The sequence below is a fragment of the Salmonella sp. 32010601201800023SM genome (genome assembly GCF_017572235.1).
In the GTDB taxonomy this organism is placed as follows: Bacteria; Pseudomonadota; Gammaproteobacteria; order Enterobacterales; family Enterobacteriaceae; genus Salmonella; species Salmonella enterica.
The window spans coordinates 793,306-809,632 of record NZ_JAGEQS010000001.1; the positions used below are offsets into that span (position 1 = coordinate 793,306).

The 16,327-nt window shown below is 53.4% G+C and carries 14 protein-coding genes; 10 read left to right on the forward strand and 4 right to left on the reverse strand.

What is annotated here, in order from left to right:
* Positions 1-77 precede the first annotated feature (77 nt).
* On the forward strand, positions 78-1,379 hold the full coding sequence (rstB, locus tag J4617_RS03975; protein WP_017465960.1) for a two-component system sensor histidine kinase RstB: 1,302 nt from the start codon (positions 78-80) through the stop codon (positions 1,377-1,379).
* Positions 1,380-1,454: 75 nt separating this feature from the next.
* Positions 1,455-2,384, forward strand: a complete 930-nt coding sequence (gene tus, locus J4617_RS03980) for a DNA replication terminus site-binding protein (protein ID WP_000092497.1) — start codon at positions 1,455-1,457, stop codon at positions 2,382-2,384.
* Here the strand turns inward: tus and fumC are convergent.
* Together fumC and fumB are read right to left on the reverse strand one after the other, a co-directional pair.
* The gene (gene fumC, locus J4617_RS03985; protein ID WP_000259121.1) at positions 2,381-3,784 is read right to left on the reverse strand and encodes a class II fumarate hydratase; all 1,404 of its coding nucleotides are present in this window, start codon (positions 3,782-3,784) and stop codon (positions 2,381-2,383) included. The two genes, tus and fumC, sit on opposite strands and share 4 nt — an antisense overlap.
* Before the next feature lie 167 nt (positions 3,785-3,951).
* Positions 3,952-5,598, reverse strand: coding sequence for a class I fumarate hydratase (fumB, locus tag J4617_RS03990; protein WP_000066609.1), 1,647 nt, complete (start codon positions 5,596-5,598; stop codon positions 3,952-3,954).
* A 199-nt stretch (positions 5,599-5,797) separates the two neighbouring features.
* On the opposite strand from fumB, the gene manA reads away from it, so the two are divergent.
* A complete protein-coding gene (gene manA / locus J4617_RS03995) occupies positions 5,798-6,973 on the forward strand; it encodes a mannose-6-phosphate isomerase (RefSeq protein ID WP_001170622.1) in 1,176 nt (391 codons plus the stop codon).
* A 102-nt stretch (positions 6,974-7,075) separates the two neighbouring features.
* On the forward strand, positions 7,076-8,584 hold the full coding sequence (locus J4617_RS04000; protein WP_017465961.1) for a YdgA family protein: 1,509 nt from the start codon (positions 7,076-7,078) through the stop codon (positions 8,582-8,584).
* Positions 8,585-8,641: 57 nt separating this feature from the next.
* Here the strand turns inward: J4617_RS04000 and J4617_RS04005 are convergent, their stop codons facing one another.
* On the reverse strand, positions 8,642-9,670 hold the full coding sequence (locus J4617_RS04005; protein WP_000951918.1) for a Mal regulon transcriptional regulator MalI: 1,029 nt from the start codon (positions 9,668-9,670) through the stop codon (positions 8,642-8,644).
* Between the two features lie 172 nt (positions 9,671-9,842).
* Here J4617_RS04005 and malX point away from each other — a divergent pair, with 172 nt between their 5' ends.
* The 3 genes from malX (at position 9,843) to add (ending at position 13,836) form a co-directional block, all read left to right on the forward strand.
* The gene (malX, locus tag J4617_RS04010; RefSeq protein WP_000208903.1) at positions 9,843-11,435 is read left to right on the forward strand and encodes a maltose/glucose-specific PTS transporter subunit IIBC; all 1,593 of its coding nucleotides are present in this window, start codon (positions 9,843-9,845) and stop codon (positions 11,433-11,435) included.
* A gap of 9 nt (positions 11,436-11,444) precedes the next feature.
* Complete coding sequence (locus tag J4617_RS04015; protein WP_023198609.1) at positions 11,445-12,617, forward strand: MalY/PatB family protein; 1,173 nt, start codon at positions 11,445-11,447, stop codon at positions 12,615-12,617.
* A gap of 217 nt (positions 12,618-12,834) precedes the next feature.
* The gene (gene add, locus J4617_RS04020) at positions 12,835-13,836 is read left to right on the forward strand and encodes an adenosine deaminase (protein ID WP_000565571.1); all 1,002 of its coding nucleotides are present in this window, start codon (positions 12,835-12,837) and stop codon (positions 13,834-13,836) included.
* A 73-nt stretch (positions 13,837-13,909) separates the two neighbouring features.
* Here add and J4617_RS04025 read toward each other — a convergent pair whose 3' ends face one another.
* Positions 13,910-14,950, reverse strand: a complete 1,041-nt coding sequence (locus tag J4617_RS04025) for an oxidoreductase (RefSeq protein WP_017465963.1) — start codon at positions 14,948-14,950, stop codon at positions 13,910-13,912.
* A gap of 207 nt (positions 14,951-15,157) precedes the next feature.
* Between J4617_RS04025 and blr the strand changes: the two genes are divergently transcribed.
* The 3 genes from blr (at position 15,158) to J4617_RS04040 (ending at position 16,324) form a co-directional block, all read left to right on the forward strand.
* The gene (gene blr, locus J4617_RS04030; RefSeq protein ID WP_001708800.1) at positions 15,158-15,283 is read left to right on the forward strand and encodes a division septum protein Blr; all 126 of its coding nucleotides are present in this window, start codon (positions 15,158-15,160) and stop codon (positions 15,281-15,283) included.
* Positions 15,284-15,579: 296 nt separating this feature from the next.
* A complete protein-coding gene (gene ydgT / locus J4617_RS04035) occupies positions 15,580-15,795 on the forward strand; it encodes a transcription modulator YdgT (RefSeq protein ID WP_000217946.1) in 216 nt (71 codons plus the stop codon).
* A gap of 88 nt (positions 15,796-15,883) precedes the next feature.
* Positions 15,884-16,324 (forward strand): DUF2569 domain-containing protein, encoded by a 441-nt coding sequence (locus J4617_RS04040; protein WP_000214061.1) that lies wholly within the window; start codon positions 15,884-15,886, stop codon positions 16,322-16,324.
* The last annotated feature ends 3 nt before the right edge of the window (positions 16,325-16,327 follow it).

Here is a 16,327-nt window from a genome sequence, read left to right on the forward strand (position 1 = left end):
CCACCAGCGGCGCTGACGGGAAATCTTTTCCCCCAGCGCCGCGATAGAGTTAATGTATTGATATCCGGTGGGCGTTGATGAAAAAGCTGTTTGTGCAGTTTTACCTGTTGCTGTTCGTCTGTTTTCTGGTCATGACCTTATTGGTCGGACTGGTGTACAAATTCACCGCCGAACGCGCGGGCAGGCAATCGCTCGACGATCTGATGAAAAGTTCGCTCTATCTGATGCGCAGCGAACTGCGGGAAATCCCGCCGCGTGAATGGGGGAAAACGTTAAAAGAGATGGACCTGAACCTCTCTTTCGATTTACGCGTTGAACCGTTAAATCACTATAAGCTTGATGCCACCACCACGCAGCGACTGCGTGAAGGCGATATTGTCGCGCTTGACGATCAATACACCTTTATTCAGCGTATCCCGCGCAGCCATTACGTCCTGGCGGTTGGCCCGGTTCCCTATCTCTATTTCCTGCATCAAATGCGACTGCTGGATATCGCCTTAATGGCGCTCATTGCCTTTTCTCTCGCCTTTCCTGTGTTTATCTGGATGCGCCCGCACTGGCAAGAAATGCTCAGGCTCGAATCCGCCGCGCAGCGCTTTGGCGAGGGTCATTTGACTGAACGCCTGCACTTCGATAATGGCTCCAGTTTCGAACGTCTGGGCGTCGCGTTCAACCAGATGGCGGATAACATTAATGCCCTGATCGCCAGTAAAAAACAGCTGATTGACGGTATCGCCCATGAGCTTCGCACGCCGCTGGTACGTTTACGCTATCGGCTTGAAATGAGTGAAAATCTGACACCGCCGGAATCACAGGCGCTCAATCGCGATATTGGTCAACTGGAAGCGCTGATTGAAGAACTGCTCACCTATGCGCGCCTTGACCGACCGCAAAATGAACTGATGTTGACCGAACCCGACCTCCCCGCCTGGTTGCTCACGCATTTGCAGGATGTGCAAAGCGTGACCCCGGAACGCGCCGTAAACCTTGTCACATGTGTAATCGGCGATTATGGCGCGCTTGATATGCGGTTAATGTCGCGAGTGCTGGATAACCTGCTGAATAATGCGTTGCGCTACAGTCGTACCACCGTTCAAGTCAGCCTGTTACTCGACGGCAGTCAGGCAACGCTGATAGTTGAAGATGACGGCCCCGGCATTGAAGCGGATGCGCGTGAGCGCGTATTTGAACCTTTTGTCAGACTCGACCCCAGTAGAGACCGGGCGACAGGCGGCTGCGGGCTTGGACTCGCCATCGTACACTCTATCGCCCTGGCGATGGGCGGTAGCGTCGTCTGTGACGAGAGCGAACTGGGCGGCGCAAAATTTAGCTTTCACTGGCCGGTCTGGCACGCGATGCCCAACGTGACCGCTGCCTGACGTATTTTGCACGCTGGTTGAGCGGCGGGAACTGTGCTATACAGATAGTATGTTGTAACTAAAGTGAGTGATACCATGTCCCGCTACGATCTCGTTGAACGCCTGAATGGCACTTTTCGCCAGATAGAACAACACCTGGCGGCGCTGACGGATAATCTACAGCAGCATTCGCTACTTATCGCCCGTGTCTTTTCACTGCCGCAGGTGACCAAAGAGGCGGAACATGCGCCGCTGGATACTATCGAGGTAACGCAACATCTGGGGAAAGAGGCCGAAACGCTGGCGCTACGTCACTATCGCCATTTGTTTATTCAACAGCAGTCCGAAAATCGCAGCAGTAAAGCCGCCGTCCGCCTGCCTGGCGTTTTATGCTATCAAGTGGATAATGCGACACAGCTAGATCTGGAAAATCAGGTACAGCGCATTAACCAGTTGAAAACCACCTTCGAGCAGATGGTTACGGTAGAGTCCGGTCTTCCCTCAGCGGCACGTTTTGAGTGGGTGCATCGGCATCTACCCGGCTTAATTACTCTGAACGCTTACCGCACGCTGACGCTTATCAATAACCCCGCCACCATACGTTTCGGCTGGGCAAATAAACATATTATTAAAAATTTAAGCCGGGATGAGGTTCTGAGCCAGTTGAAAAAAAGCCTCGCGTCGCCGCGCAGCGTCCCGCCGTGGACGCGCGAACAATGGCAATTCAAGCTGGAACGGGAATATCAGGATATCGCTGCCTTACCGCAGCAGGCCCGACTCAAGATTAAGCGTCCGGTTAAAGTACAGCCGATCGCCCGCATCTGGTATAAAGGCCAGCAAAAACAGGTGCAACACGCCTGCCCCACGCCGATTATCGCATTAATCAACACGGACAACGGCGCTGGCGTGCCGGATATTGGCGGGCTGGAAAACTATGACGCCGACAATATTCAGCACCGTTTTAAACCACAGGCGCAGCCGCTGCGACTGATTATTCCGCGACTGCACCTGTATGTGGCGGATTAACGTCCCGGCGTCATACTGCCAACCATCAACTCCGGACGTACCCAGGCGTCGAACTCCTCGTCGCTAAGGTATCCTAATGCCACGGCTGAGGCTTTGAGCGTCAGCCCTTCTTTATGCGCCTTCTTCGCAATCTCCGCCGCTTTATCGTAACCGATGTGCGTATTCAGCGCAGTGACCAGCATCAGCGACTCATTCAGCAACTGCGTAATACGCTCGCGGTTTGGCTCGATTCCTGACGCACAGTGTTTATTAAAACTCTCCATGCCATCGGCCAGCAGGCGCACCGTTTGCAGAAAATTATGAATAACCATCGGACGATAGACGTTGAGCTCAAAGTTGCCCGATGCGCCCCCCATATTGATGGCCACATCGTTACCCATTACCTGGCAACATAGCATCGTTACCGCTTCACACTGGGTCGGGTTCACTTTACCAGGCATAATGGAACTGCCTGGCTCATTCTCCGGGATAGCAATCTCGCCAATGCCGCAGCGCGGGCCGGACGCCAGCCAGCGAACATCGTTGGCGATTTTCATCAGCGAGGCCGCCAGTCCTTTTAATGCGCCATGCGCCTGTACCAACGCGTCACAGGTCGCCAGCGCTTCGAATTTATTCGGGGCGGTAACAAACGGCGCCGCGGTAATCGTCGCCAGTTCCTCGGCCACGCGCCGGGCATATTCCGGGTGGGTATTAAGCCCTGTCCCTACTGCGGTTCCGCCGAGCGCCAGTTCCGCGACGTGCGGTAAACTGTGCTCAATGTGTCTGAGGTTATGTTCCAGCATGGCTACCCAACCGGAAATCTCCTGGCCTAAGGTGAGCGGCGTCGCGTCCTGCAGGTGAGTACGGCCAATTTTGACAATATCGGCGAAAGCGTGGGATTTATCGCGAAGCGTATCCGTTAATGCGGATAATTGCGGGATGAGGTGTTCGCGTAACGCCAGTAACGCCGCCACGTGCATGGCGGTTGGGAACACATCGTTTGAGCTTTGACTCTTATTGACGTCATCATTGGGATGCACCTTGCGTTCCATACCGCGAACGCCGCCCAAAATTTCACTGGCGCGGTTCGCTAACACCTCATTCATATTCATGTTGCTTTGCGTACCGGACCCGGTCTGCCAAATCGCCAGCGGAAACTCATCAGCATGTTTTCCCGCCAGCACTTCATCAGCCGCCTGGATAATCGCGCTGGCTTTTTCCGCCGCCAACAACCCTAAGTCCTGGTTGACCTTCGCAGCGGCGCGCTTGGTCAACGCCAGAGCGTGAATGAGCGAGACGGGCATTTTCTCCGTGGAAATCCGAAAATGCTCCAGCGAACGTTGAGTCTGCGCCCCCCACAGTTTATCTGCCGGGACTTCAATCGCGCCCATTGAATCTTTCTCGCGGCGTACCGTTACCATTACCTGCTCCTTACTCAAGTTGATGAGATCATGTGTCGACATTGCTCACATGTTTGCGGTCTTATGAGTATTAACGATAACAACACAACGGTGTAGACCGGATAAGGCGCTTGCGCCGTTCTCCGGCAAAATAGCGAATCATGTTACCGCCCCGCAGGGCGGCGACATTACTTAACGCAGCGCGCGCACTGCGATGACTGAATCTGCTGGAAGAAATCGTTGCCTTTATCATCCACCAGAATAAAGGCCGGAAAATCCTCCACTTCAATTTTCCAGATAGCCTCCATACCCAGTTCAGGATATTCCACGCACTCCAGGCGCTTGATACTGCCCTGCGCCAGAACGGCTGCCGGGCCGCCAATACTGCCCAGGTAGAAGCCGCCATGTTTCTTACAGGCATCGGTCACCTGCTGGCTGCGGTTGCCTTTCGCCAGCATGATCATACTGCCGCCCTGCGACTGGAGCTGATCAACATAAGAGTCCATCCGTCCTGCAGTAGTCGGCCCAAGCGACCCGGAGGCGTACCCTTCCGGCGTTTTTGCCGGCCCCGCATAATAGATAGGATGATCTTTGATGTACTGCGGCAAACCTTCGCCTCTGTCCATCCGTTCTTTCAGTTTAGCGTGCGCGATGTCGCGGCCCACAATAATCGTGCCGTTCAGCGACAGGCGCGTTGATACCGGATACTGCGACAGTTGTTGCAGTATCTCGCTCATGGGACGGTTAAGATCAACGCGCACCGCCTCGCCCTCTCCCGCCTGGCGCAGCGCCTCAGGAATATATTTACCGGGATTGCGCTCCAGCTTCTCGATCCAGATCCCTTCCCGGTTGATCTTCGCTTTAATGTTTCGATCCGCGGAGCAGGATACGCCCATACCTACCGGACACGATGCCCCGTGACGCGGCAATCGGATGACACGAATATCGTGAGCGAAATATTTGCCGCCGAACTGCGCGCCTAAGCCAAGATTTTGCGCCTCAAGCAACAATTCTTTTTCCAGTTCAATATCGCGGAAGGCCTGCCCGTGTTCATTGCCTTCGGTCGGTAGCGCATCATAGTATTTTGCCGAGGCCAGCTTAACGGTCTTCAGGTTCGCTTCCGCCGAGGTGCCGCCAATGACAAACGCAATGTGATACGGCGGACAGGCGGCGGTGCCCAGCGTACGCATCTTATCGACGAGATAATTTTTGAGCTTACCCGGCGTCAGAAGCGCTTTTGTCTCCTGATAGAGGTAGGTTTTATTCGCCGATCCGCCGCCTTTAGCGATACAGAGGAATTTATATTCATCGCCATCGACGCTGTAGAGATCGATCTGCGCCGGCAGGTTAGTACCGGTATTGACCTCTTTGTACATATCCAGCGCCGCGTTTTGCGAATAGCGCAGGTTATCTTCGATATAGGTGTTATATACGCCGCGAGCCAGCGCCGCTTCATCACCTCCGCCAGTCCAGACGCGTTGGCCTTTTTTGCCGACAATAATGGCCGTACCGGTATCCTGGCAGGTGGGCAACACGCCCTTGGCCGCGATATCGGAGTTTCGCAGGAATTGCAGCGCGACATATTTGTCGTTTTCACTGGCCTGCGGATCGCGCAGAATATCCGCCACCTGCTGCTGATGCGCGGGACGTAACATAAAAGACGCATCGTGGAAGGCCTGACGCGCCAACAGCGTTAGCGCTTCCGGCGCGACTTTCAGGATCTCTTGTCCTTCGAATTCGGCGACGGAAACATGTTCGCTGGTCAACAAGTAGTACTCGGTATCGTCCTTTTTGAGGGGAAAAGGGTCTTGATAAAAGAAGGGTTTGTTTGACATTGTGCTCTCACTTACCGCTCGGTATGGTTATTCTCTGGGCAGGTGTTCCATTGCCCGACTCAAAGCGAGTAACACTATCCTACACAATTTTTTAACAAAAACTGAGACAAGTACGACTTTTTACGCCCGGAGGTTACTTCATGCGGGTTTCTTGGTTTAATACCTCCCATTGATCTCCACATTGAAACAGGGCTTGATAATGCAAAAACTCATTAACTCAGTGCAAAACTATGCCTGGGGAAGTAAAACTGCGTTAACGGAACTTTATGGCATCGCCAATCCGCAGCAGCAGCCAATGGCTGAACTCTGGATGGGCGCGCATCCCAAAAGCAGCTCGCGAATCACCACCGCCAACGGCGAAACCGTCTCCCTGCGTGACGCCATCGAAAAGAATAAAACCGCCATGCTGGGCGAAGCGGTAGCCAACCGTTTCGGCGAACTGCCGTTTCTGTTTAAAGTACTGTGCGCCGCACAACCGCTCTCTATTCAGGTGCACCCGAATAAACGCAACTCCGAAATCGGTTTCGCGAAAGAAAATGCGGCGGGTATCCCCATGGATGCCGCAGAGCGGAACTATAAAGATCCTAACCATAAACCAGAGCTGGTTTTTGCCCTGACGCCTTTCCTGGCGATGAACGCGTTCCGCGAATTTTCTGACATTGTCTCTTTACTGCAACCTGTCGCCGGCGCGCATTCCGCTATCGCCCACTTTTTGCAGGCGCCGAACGCTGAACGTCTGAGCCAGCTTTTCGCCAGCCTGTTGAATATGCAAGGCGAAGAAAAATCCCGCGCGTTAGCCGTACTCAAAGCGGCGCTTAACAGCCAGCAAGGCGAACCGTGGCAAACGATCCGCGTGATTTCAGAGTATTATCCTGACGACAGCGGGCTTTTCTCTCCTTTGTTGCTGAATGTGGTCAAACTGAATCCCGGCGAGGCGATGTTCCTGTTTGCCGAAACGCCTCATGCTTATCTGCAGGGCGTTGCGCTGGAAGTCATGGCAAACTCCGATAACGTTCTGCGCGCTGGCCTTACGCCAAAATATATCGACATCCCTGAGCTGGTCGCGAACGTGAAGTTCGAACCTAAGCCTGCCGGCGAGTTGCTGACTGCCCCGGTAAAAAGCGGCGCGGAGCTGGACTTCCCCATTCCGGTTGACGATTTTGCTTTTTCACTGCACGACCTGGCGCTTCAGGAGACGAGCATCGGCCAACACAGCGCCGCGATTCTGTTCTGCGTTGAGGGTGAGGCGGTGTTACGTAAAGATGAACAGCGTCTGGTACTGAAGCCGGGTGAATCGGCCTTTATCGGCGCGGATGAGTCTCCGGTTAACGCCAGCGGCACGGGCCGTTTAGCGCGTGTTTATAACAAGCTGTAGCAACGTACTGAATTTTTTAACAACTCTTGCTAAGCTTATAACAGACGTAAAACTCCTCCAGGCGGTTTAATCCGCCTGGTTTCATTTTTATGGACAATTGATATGAAAAAAACACTGGTAGCTGCAGGTGTAGTGATTGCACTTGGCATCGTCTGGACAGGCGGTGCCTGGTATACGGGGAAAAAGCTGGAGAACCATCTTGCAGACATGGTGACTCAGGCCAATGAACAGCTCAAGCGTACTGCGCCGGAGGCCGGTGTCGAATTAAGTTATCAAAACTACCAGCGTGGCGTGTTCAGTAGCCATCTGCAACTGGTTGTCAAACCGGTTGCCGGCGCAGACAATACCTGGTTGAAGCCCGGGCAAAGCATTGTGCTGGACGAGTCCGTTTCACATGGCCCCTTCCCGCTCGCCCAGCTCAAAACGCTCAATCTGATCCCTTCTATGGCGTCGGTAAAAACCACCCTGGTGAATAACGATGCGGCAAAACCCCTCTTTGATATCGCGAAAGGCGACACGCCCTTTGTTATCAATACCCGCATTGGTTATGGCGGCGATACCCGCTCCGATATCTCTCTCAAGCCGTTAAACTACGAGAATGCCGGTGAAAAGGTCGCCTTTAGCGGTGGCGAGTTCCAGCTTAACGCCGATAAAGACGGTAATGTGGTTTCGCTGTCGGGCGAAGCGCAGAGCGGCCTGGTCGATGCCGTTAACGAATATAACCAGAAGGTCCAACTCACCTTTAATAATTTGAAAACCGACGGTACCAGTAAACTGGCAAGCTTTGGCGAACGTGTGGGCGACCAAAAGTTAACGCTGGATAAACTGTCCATCGCCATTGAGGGTAAAGAGATGGCGGTGCTGGAAGGGATGGAAATTGCCGGCAAGTCCGATCTCGTCAACGACGGAAAAACCATTAACAGCCAGTTGGATTACTCGCTTAACAGCCTGAAAGTGCAGAATCAGGATTTGGGCAGCGGTAAATTAACGTTGAAAGTCGGTCAAATCGACGGCGAAGCCTGGCACCAGTTTAGTCAGCAATATCATGCACAAACGCAGGCGCTGCTGAATCAGCCGGACGTGGCGCAGAATCCTGAGCTTTATCAGCAAAAAGTCACTGAAGCGTTCTTTAGCGCTCTCCCCGTGCTGTTAAAAGGCGATCCGGTACTGACCCTGGCGCCGCTTAGCTGGAAAAACGCCAAAGGGGAAACCACGCTGAATCTGTCGCTGTTCCTCAAAGATCCGGCAACCACAACGGCACAACCGCAAACGCTGGCGCAGGAAGTCGACCGCTCCGTGAAATCGCTGGATGCGAAACTGGCAATTCCAATGGACATGGCGGTCGAGTTTATGACGCAGATAGCAAAACTGGAAGGCTATCAGCAGGATGATGCGGAAAAACTGGCAAAACAGCAGGTGCAGGGGCTGTCCGCAATGGGTCAGATGTTCCGACTGACAACGCTGAAGGATAATACTATCGCCTCCAGTTTGCAGTACGCCAATGGCCAGATCACGCTCAACGGACAAAAAATGCCGTTGGAAGACTTTGTCGGCCTGTTTGGGATGCCGGCGCTTTCCGTTCCGGACGTTCCGGCGCTGCCTCAACAATAATCGCCTTGCCGGGTGTCGCGATGCTGCACCCGGCCTGCGCCGAACGACGCGCAGCCTCTACTTTTGCGTTACCAGGCGAGCGGCTATCGTTTGACTCCGCACATGGTGCTCGTCGTGAGCAATACGCTGCAATATTCGTTCGGCCAGGGTATAGCCTATTTCTCGCGCCGGCGTACTGGCCCAGATAATCGGCAGGTCGTCGAGGGCGTTCTCCGCCACATCAGCAAACGCCGCCAGCGACACCTGCTGCTCGAAATAACGATCGACACCGCTCTCGCCACTCTGTCGTCCGGCTCTCAGTAGGCCAAACCACGCCCCCATCGCAATGGTTTCGTTGTAACAAACGACAGCGCTAATGGTCGGATTGTATCGCAACAGCGCGGTAATGCTTTCTGCTGCCTGTTTCTGACTGGAAGCGCATTCCACGACCCACTCGCTGTGAAACGGTAGACCGTATTTTAACAACGTCGCGCAATAGCCGCCCACGCGCTCCGCGCGGGTTAAAGATGCGCTTTGTCCTCCCAGCCAGGCGATGCGCTGATGGCCCTGACGAATAAGGTACTCCGTCAGGAGCTGCGCCGCCTGCATGTTGTCAGGCCGAACGGTATCCGCATCATCAAGATAGCTGGCGCGTGACGCAAACACCACCGGAATTCCTTGTGCGTCGGCCTGCGCTCTCAGCGCTTCGCTACTACCCGCCGCACCGGCGATCACCATGCCATCCACGCCCTGATTAAGCAGCATGGTAAAACGCTGATTTAGCTGTTCGCCATCTTTCCCCCCGTGCAGGAGAAAAACCATACGGCCTTGCGCTTCCAGCGCTTCCGTTAACCCGGCGGTCAATTCGGCATAAAAGGGTGCCGATAAATCACGCACGATCAAACCGATAACGCCGCTTTGCCCGCCACGCAGCGCGGACGCCTGGCGGTTACGCACAAAGCCCAGTTGCTCAATTGCCGCGTTCACGCGCTCGCCGGTCGCGGCCGATATTCGCCCCTTGCCGCTCAGCACTAAGGAAACGGTGCTCACCGACACGCCAGCCGCCAGCGCAACATCGTGGATAGTGATTTTTTTGGCGATAGCCATGTCAACAAATCGCTCCAGAATCTGACAGATAAAACGTTTTACCTATCTGTTATCTTTATACGCGTTATTATCGGTCAGTAATGTGATTAATGCCGCACTAAAATTTGATAAAACGTTTTATCTTTTCGCCATCATAACCTGACACCGGCCTTTATTAACAAGGAGTCGTTAGATGACGACGAAAACCACGCCAAAAATAACGCTATGGGAATTTTTCCAGCAACTGGGCAAAACGTTTATGTTGCCCGTCGCCTTGCTCTCGTTCTGCGGCATTATGCTCGGTATCGGCAGCTCACTCAGTAGCCACGACGTTATCACCCTGCTCCCCGTGCTGGGTAATCCCTTGCTACAGGCTATCTTCACCTGGATGAGTAAAGTAGGTTCTTTTGCCTTTAGCTTTCTGCCGGTGATGTTTTGTATCGCGATTCCGCTTGGTCTGGCGCGGGAAAACAAAGGCGTCGCCGCGTTTGCCGGGTTCGTCGGTTATGCGGTCATGAACCTTGCAGTCAACTTCTGGCTCACGGCAAAAGGCATTCTGCCGACCACCGATGCGGCGGTGCTGAAAGCCAATAACGTACAAAATATTCTGGGCATCCCCTCTATCGATACCGGCATCCTCGGCGCCGTTATCGCTGGTATTATTGTCTGGATGCTGCATGAACGGTTTCATACCATTCGTTTGCCGGATGCGCTGGCTTTTTTCGGCGGTACGCGTTTTGTGCCTATCGTTTCCGCCGTTGTGATGGGGCTTGTCGGCCTGGTTATCCCGCTCGTCTGGCCGGTTTTTGCGATGGGAATTAGTGGACTGGGTCATATCATCAATAGCGCCGGCGACTTTGGACCGATGATTTTCGGCACCGGCGAGCGCCTGCTGTTGCCTTTTGGTCTGCACCATATTCTGGTAGCGCTGATTCGTTTCACCGAGGCGGGCGGTACGCAAGAGGTATGCGGGCATACCGTGAGCGGCGCATTGACTATTTTCCAGGCCCAACTCAGTTGCCCAACGACGCACGGCTTCTCTGAAAGCGCCACTCGCTTCTTATCGCAAGGCAAAATGCCGGCGTTTCTCGGTGGGTTGCCGGGCGCCGCGCTGGCAATGTACCACTGTGCCCGTCCAGAAAACCGCCCTAAAATTAAAGGATTATTGATTTCCGGTTTAATCGCCTGCGTTGTCGGCGGTACAACGGAGCCGCTGGAATTCCTGTTCCTGTTCGTAGCGCCGGTGCTGTACGTTATTCATGCTCTGCTGACCGGGCTGGGCTTCACCATCATGGCTATTCTCGGCGTCACTATCGGCAATACGGATGGCAATATTATTGACTTTGTGGTGTTTGGCATCCTGCATGGTCTGTCAACAAAATGGTATCTGGTACCGGTAGTGGCGGCGATTTGGTTTGCGGTTTACTACCTCATTTTTCGCTTCGCCATTACACGCTTTAACCTCAAAACACCGGGGCGCGAAGCGGAGATCGCCACCAGCATTGAAAAAGCGATCGCTGGCGCGCCAGGAAAATCCGGCTACAACGTGCCTGCTATCCTGGCGGCATTAGGCGGCACGGAAAACATTGTGAGTCTGGACAACTGCATCACCCGCCTACGTCTGTCCGTGAAAGATATGTCGCTTGTCGATGTCCAGGCATTGAAGGACAATCGTGCGATAGGCGTCGTACAGCTCAATCAGCATAATTTGCAGGTGGTTATCGGCCCACAGGTTCAGTCAGTAAAAGATGAAATGGTTGGTCTGATGAATACCGTTCAGGCATAAGGAAGAGATATGTTCGATTTTTCACAGGAAGTTGACCGTCGCGGGACATGGTGTACGCAGTGGGATTATGTCGCCGATCGTTTTGGCGAAGCCGATCTGCTCCCCTTTACGATCTCGGATATGGATTTTGCCACCGCGCCGTGTATCCTGGTGGCGCTAAACCAGCGCCTTTCCCACGGTGTGCTGGGCTATAGCCGTTGGAAAAATGAGGCGTTTTTAGGGGCGATTACCCACTGGTTTGCGACACGCCATCAGACCACGATAGATGCCCACTCCCTCGTATACGGCCCCTCCGTTATCTATATGGCGTCCGAGCTTATCCGCCAGTGGTCCGACGAAGGCGATGGCGTGGTAGTTCATACCCCCGCTTACGATGCTTTTTATAAGGCGATTGAAGGCAACCATCGCATCGTCACTCCCGTCCCACTGGAGAAAGAAGGCAACGCCTGGTATTGCGATATGGCCAAACTGGAGGCGGCGCTGGCGCGTCCGGAAAGCAAAATCCTGCTGCTGTGCAGTCCGCAAAATCCCACCGGTAAAGTGTGGACGCGTGACGAGCTGGAAACGATGTCAACGCTGTGCGAGCGCCATGGCGTACGGGTGATTTCCGATGAAATTCACATGGATATGGTATGGGGAAACCAGCCGCATATTCCCTGGAGCAATGTCGCGCGCGGAGACTGGGCGCTGCTCTCCTCCGGCTCGAAAAGCTTCAATATTCCGGCATTAACCGGCGCTTATGGAATCATTGAAAATAGTGAAAGCCGTGAACGCTACCTGGCCGCCTTAAAAGGGCGCGACGGCCTCTCTTCGCCAGCGGTGCTCTCGCTCACGGCGCATATTGCCGCGTATCAGCACGGCGCGCCGTGGCTGGATGCGTTACGCGCCTCGCTGGCGGCTAATATGCGCTATATTGAGCAGGCGCTGAATGGCGCCTTTCCGACGTTGAACTGGCAAGCGCCGCCATCGACCTATCTGGCCTGGATTGATCTCCGTCCACTCGGCATTGACGATCAAAAATTACAGCACACGCTCATTCATCAGGAGAAAGTCGCCATTATGCCCGGCAATACCTATGGCGCAGAAGGCCGGGGATTTGTGCGTCTGAATGCCGGATGCCCTCGCCTGAAACTTGAAAAAGGCGTCAACGGATTGATTAACGCTATCCGCACCGTTCGCTGATACTGTCTACAAGCAGGGGGCTGACCCTTTATCCTAAGAGGCGATAACAGAGACGCCCCCCGTGAGCTGACCGGGGGCGCGTTAAAGAGAATGATACAAAATTTCTTCCGCGCTCTCGCGAAGTTGCAACGTAATGACTCCGTTTTTGCAAAATTTCCAGAGCATTATCAATCTGTAGTATAATGGTGCGCACTTTTATTAAAAATTGAGTGCGCCCATGATTGATATTACGCTTCCTTTGACTGACATCCACCGCCACCTTGATGGCAACATTCGCGCCCAAACAATTCTGGATCTTGGTCGGCAGTTCAACATCGCCCTTCCCGCCCAAACGCTGGAAACGCTGATTCCGCATGTCCAGGTCACCTCAACCGAACCCGATTTAGTAAGCTTTCTCACTAAGCTCGATTGGGGGGTAAAAGTCCTGGCATCGCTTGACGCCTGCCGCCGTGTGGCCTTTGAAAATATTGAAGATGCCGCACGTAACGGCCTGCATTACGTCGAGCTTCGCTTTTCGCCCGGCTATATGGCGATGGCGCATCAGTTACCGATCGCAGGCGTGGTTGAAGCCGTTATCGACGGTGTACGCGACGGCTGTAACACGTTTGGCGTCGAGGCGCGACTCATTGGCATTATGAGCCGTACCTTCGGCGAGGCGGCATGTTTACAGGAGCTTGATGCGCTGCTGGCGCACAGAGAGAACATCACCGCGCTGGATTTAGCCGGTGATGAGCTGGGCTTTCCCGGCAGTCTGTTTTTGTCGCACTTTAATCGGGCGCGCGATGCGGGCTGGCATATTACCGTTCACGCTGGCGAAGCCGCAGGGCCGGAAAGTATCTGGCAGGCGATTCGCGAACTGGGGGCCGAGCGTATCGGACATGGCGTAAAAGCTGTCGAAGATCGCGCGTTAATGGATTTTCTTGTACAACAGCGTATCGGTATTGAATCCTGTCTGACTTCGAATATTCAGACCAGTACCGTCGCATCGCTGGCAGACCATCCGCTCAAAACCTTCCTTGAGCATGGCGTTCTCGCCAGTCTTAATACGGACGATCCGGCTGTTCAGGGCGTAGATATTATCCATGAATATCACGTCGCCGCGCCAGCGGCAGGATTGAGCCGCGAACAGATTCGCCAGGCACAGATTAACGGTCTGGAAATCGCCTTTTTGAGCGATGGCGAAAAACGTGCGCTGCGCGAAAAAGTGGCCGCGGCGTAAAATTGCTTTATTGACACTAACGCCCTTCTCCGCCTGCGGTTTAATGCTATCCCAGGCGGAGAAATGCGACATCTCAGGCAAGACACAGCGTCGCGCGATGTTTTGCCGATTCTATGCCCAGTTCAATCAACTCCATAATTTGAATCGCCTGGCTTGCCGGCACGGGATTTTCACCGTTACCGTTTAACGCATCGCGGATGGCGGCATAATATGCCGGATAGTTACCCGGCAACGTAAGCCAGTTCTCTTCTTTGCGCGTCTCTCCCTCAACCAGAGTCAATACGCCGTCACGCATGTCGTATCCCCAGTCTTCCTGCGGTAAACGCTCGCCGTTTTTTAACCGTTCTTCCTGAGGATCGAGGCCATATTTTACATAGCTACCGCGCGAACCATGAATGATGTATCGCGCGGATTCCGCCGCGGCCAGCATCGTACCGTGCAAAATCACGCGGCGCTGGGGGTAGGATAAAATCGCGTGGAAATAATCTGTAGATTGCGCGCCCGGACGCAGTTGCGCTAAATCCACCGTCATGCTGACCGGCAGGCCAAAAAGTTGAATGGCCTGATCCAACAAGTGCGGCGCCAGATCGTACCAGATACCACTTCCCGGCCCGCCTTGCTCGCGCCAGCGGTCGCGCACCTGGGGACGAAAGCGATCAAAGTGGGATTCAAACAAGGACACCTCGCCGAGCACGCCATCCGCCAGCAAGGCTTTCAGCGTCAAAAAATCGCTATCCCAGCGTCGGTTGTGGAAGACGGAAAGTACCCGGCCAGTGCTCCGCGCAAGCGCATCCAATTCTCGCGCCTGTGACAGTGTCACGGTAAAGGGTTTATCAACCACCACATGCTTACCGGCTTCCAGCGCAGCTTTCGCCAGCGGGAAATGGGTATCGTTGGGCGTCGGGATCACGATCAGGTCGATATGCGGATCGTTAAATAAATGTCGGGGCTCAGAGACCACGGAGACCGCCGGCCAGTCTGCTTTCACTTTTGTTTCATCGCTGCTGGATACCGCCGCAAGCTCTAACCCTGGCGTTCCCATAATTAAGGGCGCATGAAAGGTTTTACTGGCGTAGCCATAACCGATTAACCCAACGCGGATTTTGTCATTCATCTCACTGCCTCCGGTTTTAGATATCGCTATTCCACACCATCGTGCGATTAGCCGCAATAGCGTCCTGACCATCAACGTAGCATCAAATGATTAACTTGTTACAGAACAGAGGCTGAAAACGTTTCCCTCCCTCTTGCCGACCGTTCGCCAGGAAAGTAACATTTACCCCCTGTGTTTATGGATAAATCAAAGCAAATGTCGTCAATAATGAATCGTCTTATTGAATTAACTGGGTGGATAGTTCTCGTTATCTCAGTCATTCTTTTAGGTATTGCCAACCATATTGACAATTACCAACCACCAGAGCCCACGGCTTCCGTTCAGAAGAAGTAAGCGTCAGATAATGTAAAGGCATTTTCGCGTGGTACGGTAAGCGGCGCCCCGGGGGTGCAAAGAAAAGTCAAAAACCGGCAAAAAAAACGAAATATGTCCTATCTGGTCTGACGTTTATTGCCTGTTGTAGGAAAGCGCGTTAACCTTTCGCCCCAGGCGCCATGTGGCGCCTGACTCTTTACCGGTAAGAATATTCCCTTTTTACCTGCACCCCTGACCTCTCACTGGTGCGGTTTTGTTTATTTTTTATCAGTGACTACTCCGTTGGCATTATATTTAATATGGATCAACTTTATATGACTGTTCAGGATTATCTATTAAAATTCCGCAAAATTAGTTCGCTCGAAAGTCTGGAAAAACTGTTCGACCACCTTAACTATACCCTTACTGATGACATGGACATTGTTAATATGTATCGCGCTGCAGATCACCGCCGTGCCGAACTGGTTTCCGGAGGACGCCTGTTTGATGTAGGTCAGGTCCCGCAATCCGTCTGGCGCTATGTGCAATAAAGAAAGTAGCGTTTAACATCAAAAACCTTATAATATTTGCCCCAAAATGAGCGGCATGACCGTTAACGCGCGTAACCCCGGAGAAGATATGACTACAACACCGCCACAACGAATTGGAGGCTGGCTTCTTGGCCCGTTAGCCTGGCTGTTAGTCGCGTTGTTGAGCGCCTCGCTGGCGTTATTACTCTACGTTATGGCGCTTGCCACACCGCAAACGTTCAAGACGCTTAGCGGACAGGAAACCGGTAATTTACTGCTATGGGGCATTTCATTTATTACCGCTATCGCCATGTGGTACTATACCCTGTGGTTGACAATCGCATTCTTCAAACGCAGACGCTGCGTGCCGAAGCATTACATTATCTGGCTGCTGGTGTCGGTGTTACTGGCGGTTAAAGCATTTGCCTTTTCGCCCGTCTCAGATGCCTTTGCCGTGCGTCAGTTACTCTTCCCACTGTTGGCGACGGCGCTCATTGTGCCTTATCTCAAACGTTCAGCGCGCGTTAAAACAACGTTTGTTAATCCGTAATAA

Bases quoted from the DNA above. Each gene is read 5' to 3' on its own strand.
- J4617_RS04040 (WP_000214061.1), top strand. From the start codon at position 15,884: ATGACTACAACACCGCCACAACGAATTGGAGGCTGGCTTCTTGGCCCG.
- manA (WP_001170622.1), top strand. From the start codon at position 5,798: ATGCAAAAACTCATTAACTCAGTGCAAAACTATGCCTGGGGAAGTAAA.
- ydgT (WP_000217946.1), top strand. From the start codon at position 15,580: ATGACTGTTCAGGATTATCTATTAAAATTCCGCAAAATTAGTTCGCTC.
- fumC (WP_000259121.1), bottom strand. From the start codon at position 3,784: ATGGTAACGGTACGCCGCGAGAAAGATTCAATGGGCGCGATTGAAGTC.
- rstB (WP_017465960.1), top strand. From the start codon at position 78: ATGAAAAAGCTGTTTGTGCAGTTTTACCTGTTGCTGTTCGTCTGTTTT.
- add (WP_000565571.1), top strand. From the start codon at position 12,835: ATGATTGATATTACGCTTCCTTTGACTGACATCCACCGCCACCTTGAT.
- J4617_RS04025 (WP_017465963.1), bottom strand. From the start codon at position 14,950: ATGAATGACAAAATCCGCGTTGGGTTAATCGGTTATGGCTACGCCAGT.
- malX (WP_000208903.1), top strand. From the start codon at position 9,843: ATGACGACGAAAACCACGCCAAAAATAACGCTATGGGAATTTTTCCAG.
- blr (WP_001708800.1), top strand. From the start codon at position 15,158: ATGAATCGTCTTATTGAATTAACTGGGTGGATAGTTCTCGTTATCTCA.
- fumB (WP_000066609.1), bottom strand. From the start codon at position 5,598: ATGTCAAACAAACCCTTCTTTTATCAAGACCCTTTTCCCCTCAAAAAG.
- J4617_RS04005 (WP_000951918.1), bottom strand. From the start codon at position 9,670: ATGGCTATCGCCAAAAAAATCACTATCCACGATGTTGCGCTGGCGGCT.
- J4617_RS04000 (WP_017465961.1), top strand. From the start codon at position 7,076: ATGAAAAAAACACTGGTAGCTGCAGGTGTAGTGATTGCACTTGGCATC.
- J4617_RS04015 (WP_023198609.1), top strand. From the start codon at position 11,445: ATGTTCGATTTTTCACAGGAAGTTGACCGTCGCGGGACATGGTGTACG.
- tus (WP_000092497.1), top strand. From the start codon at position 1,455: ATGTCCCGCTACGATCTCGTTGAACGCCTGAATGGCACTTTTCGCCAG.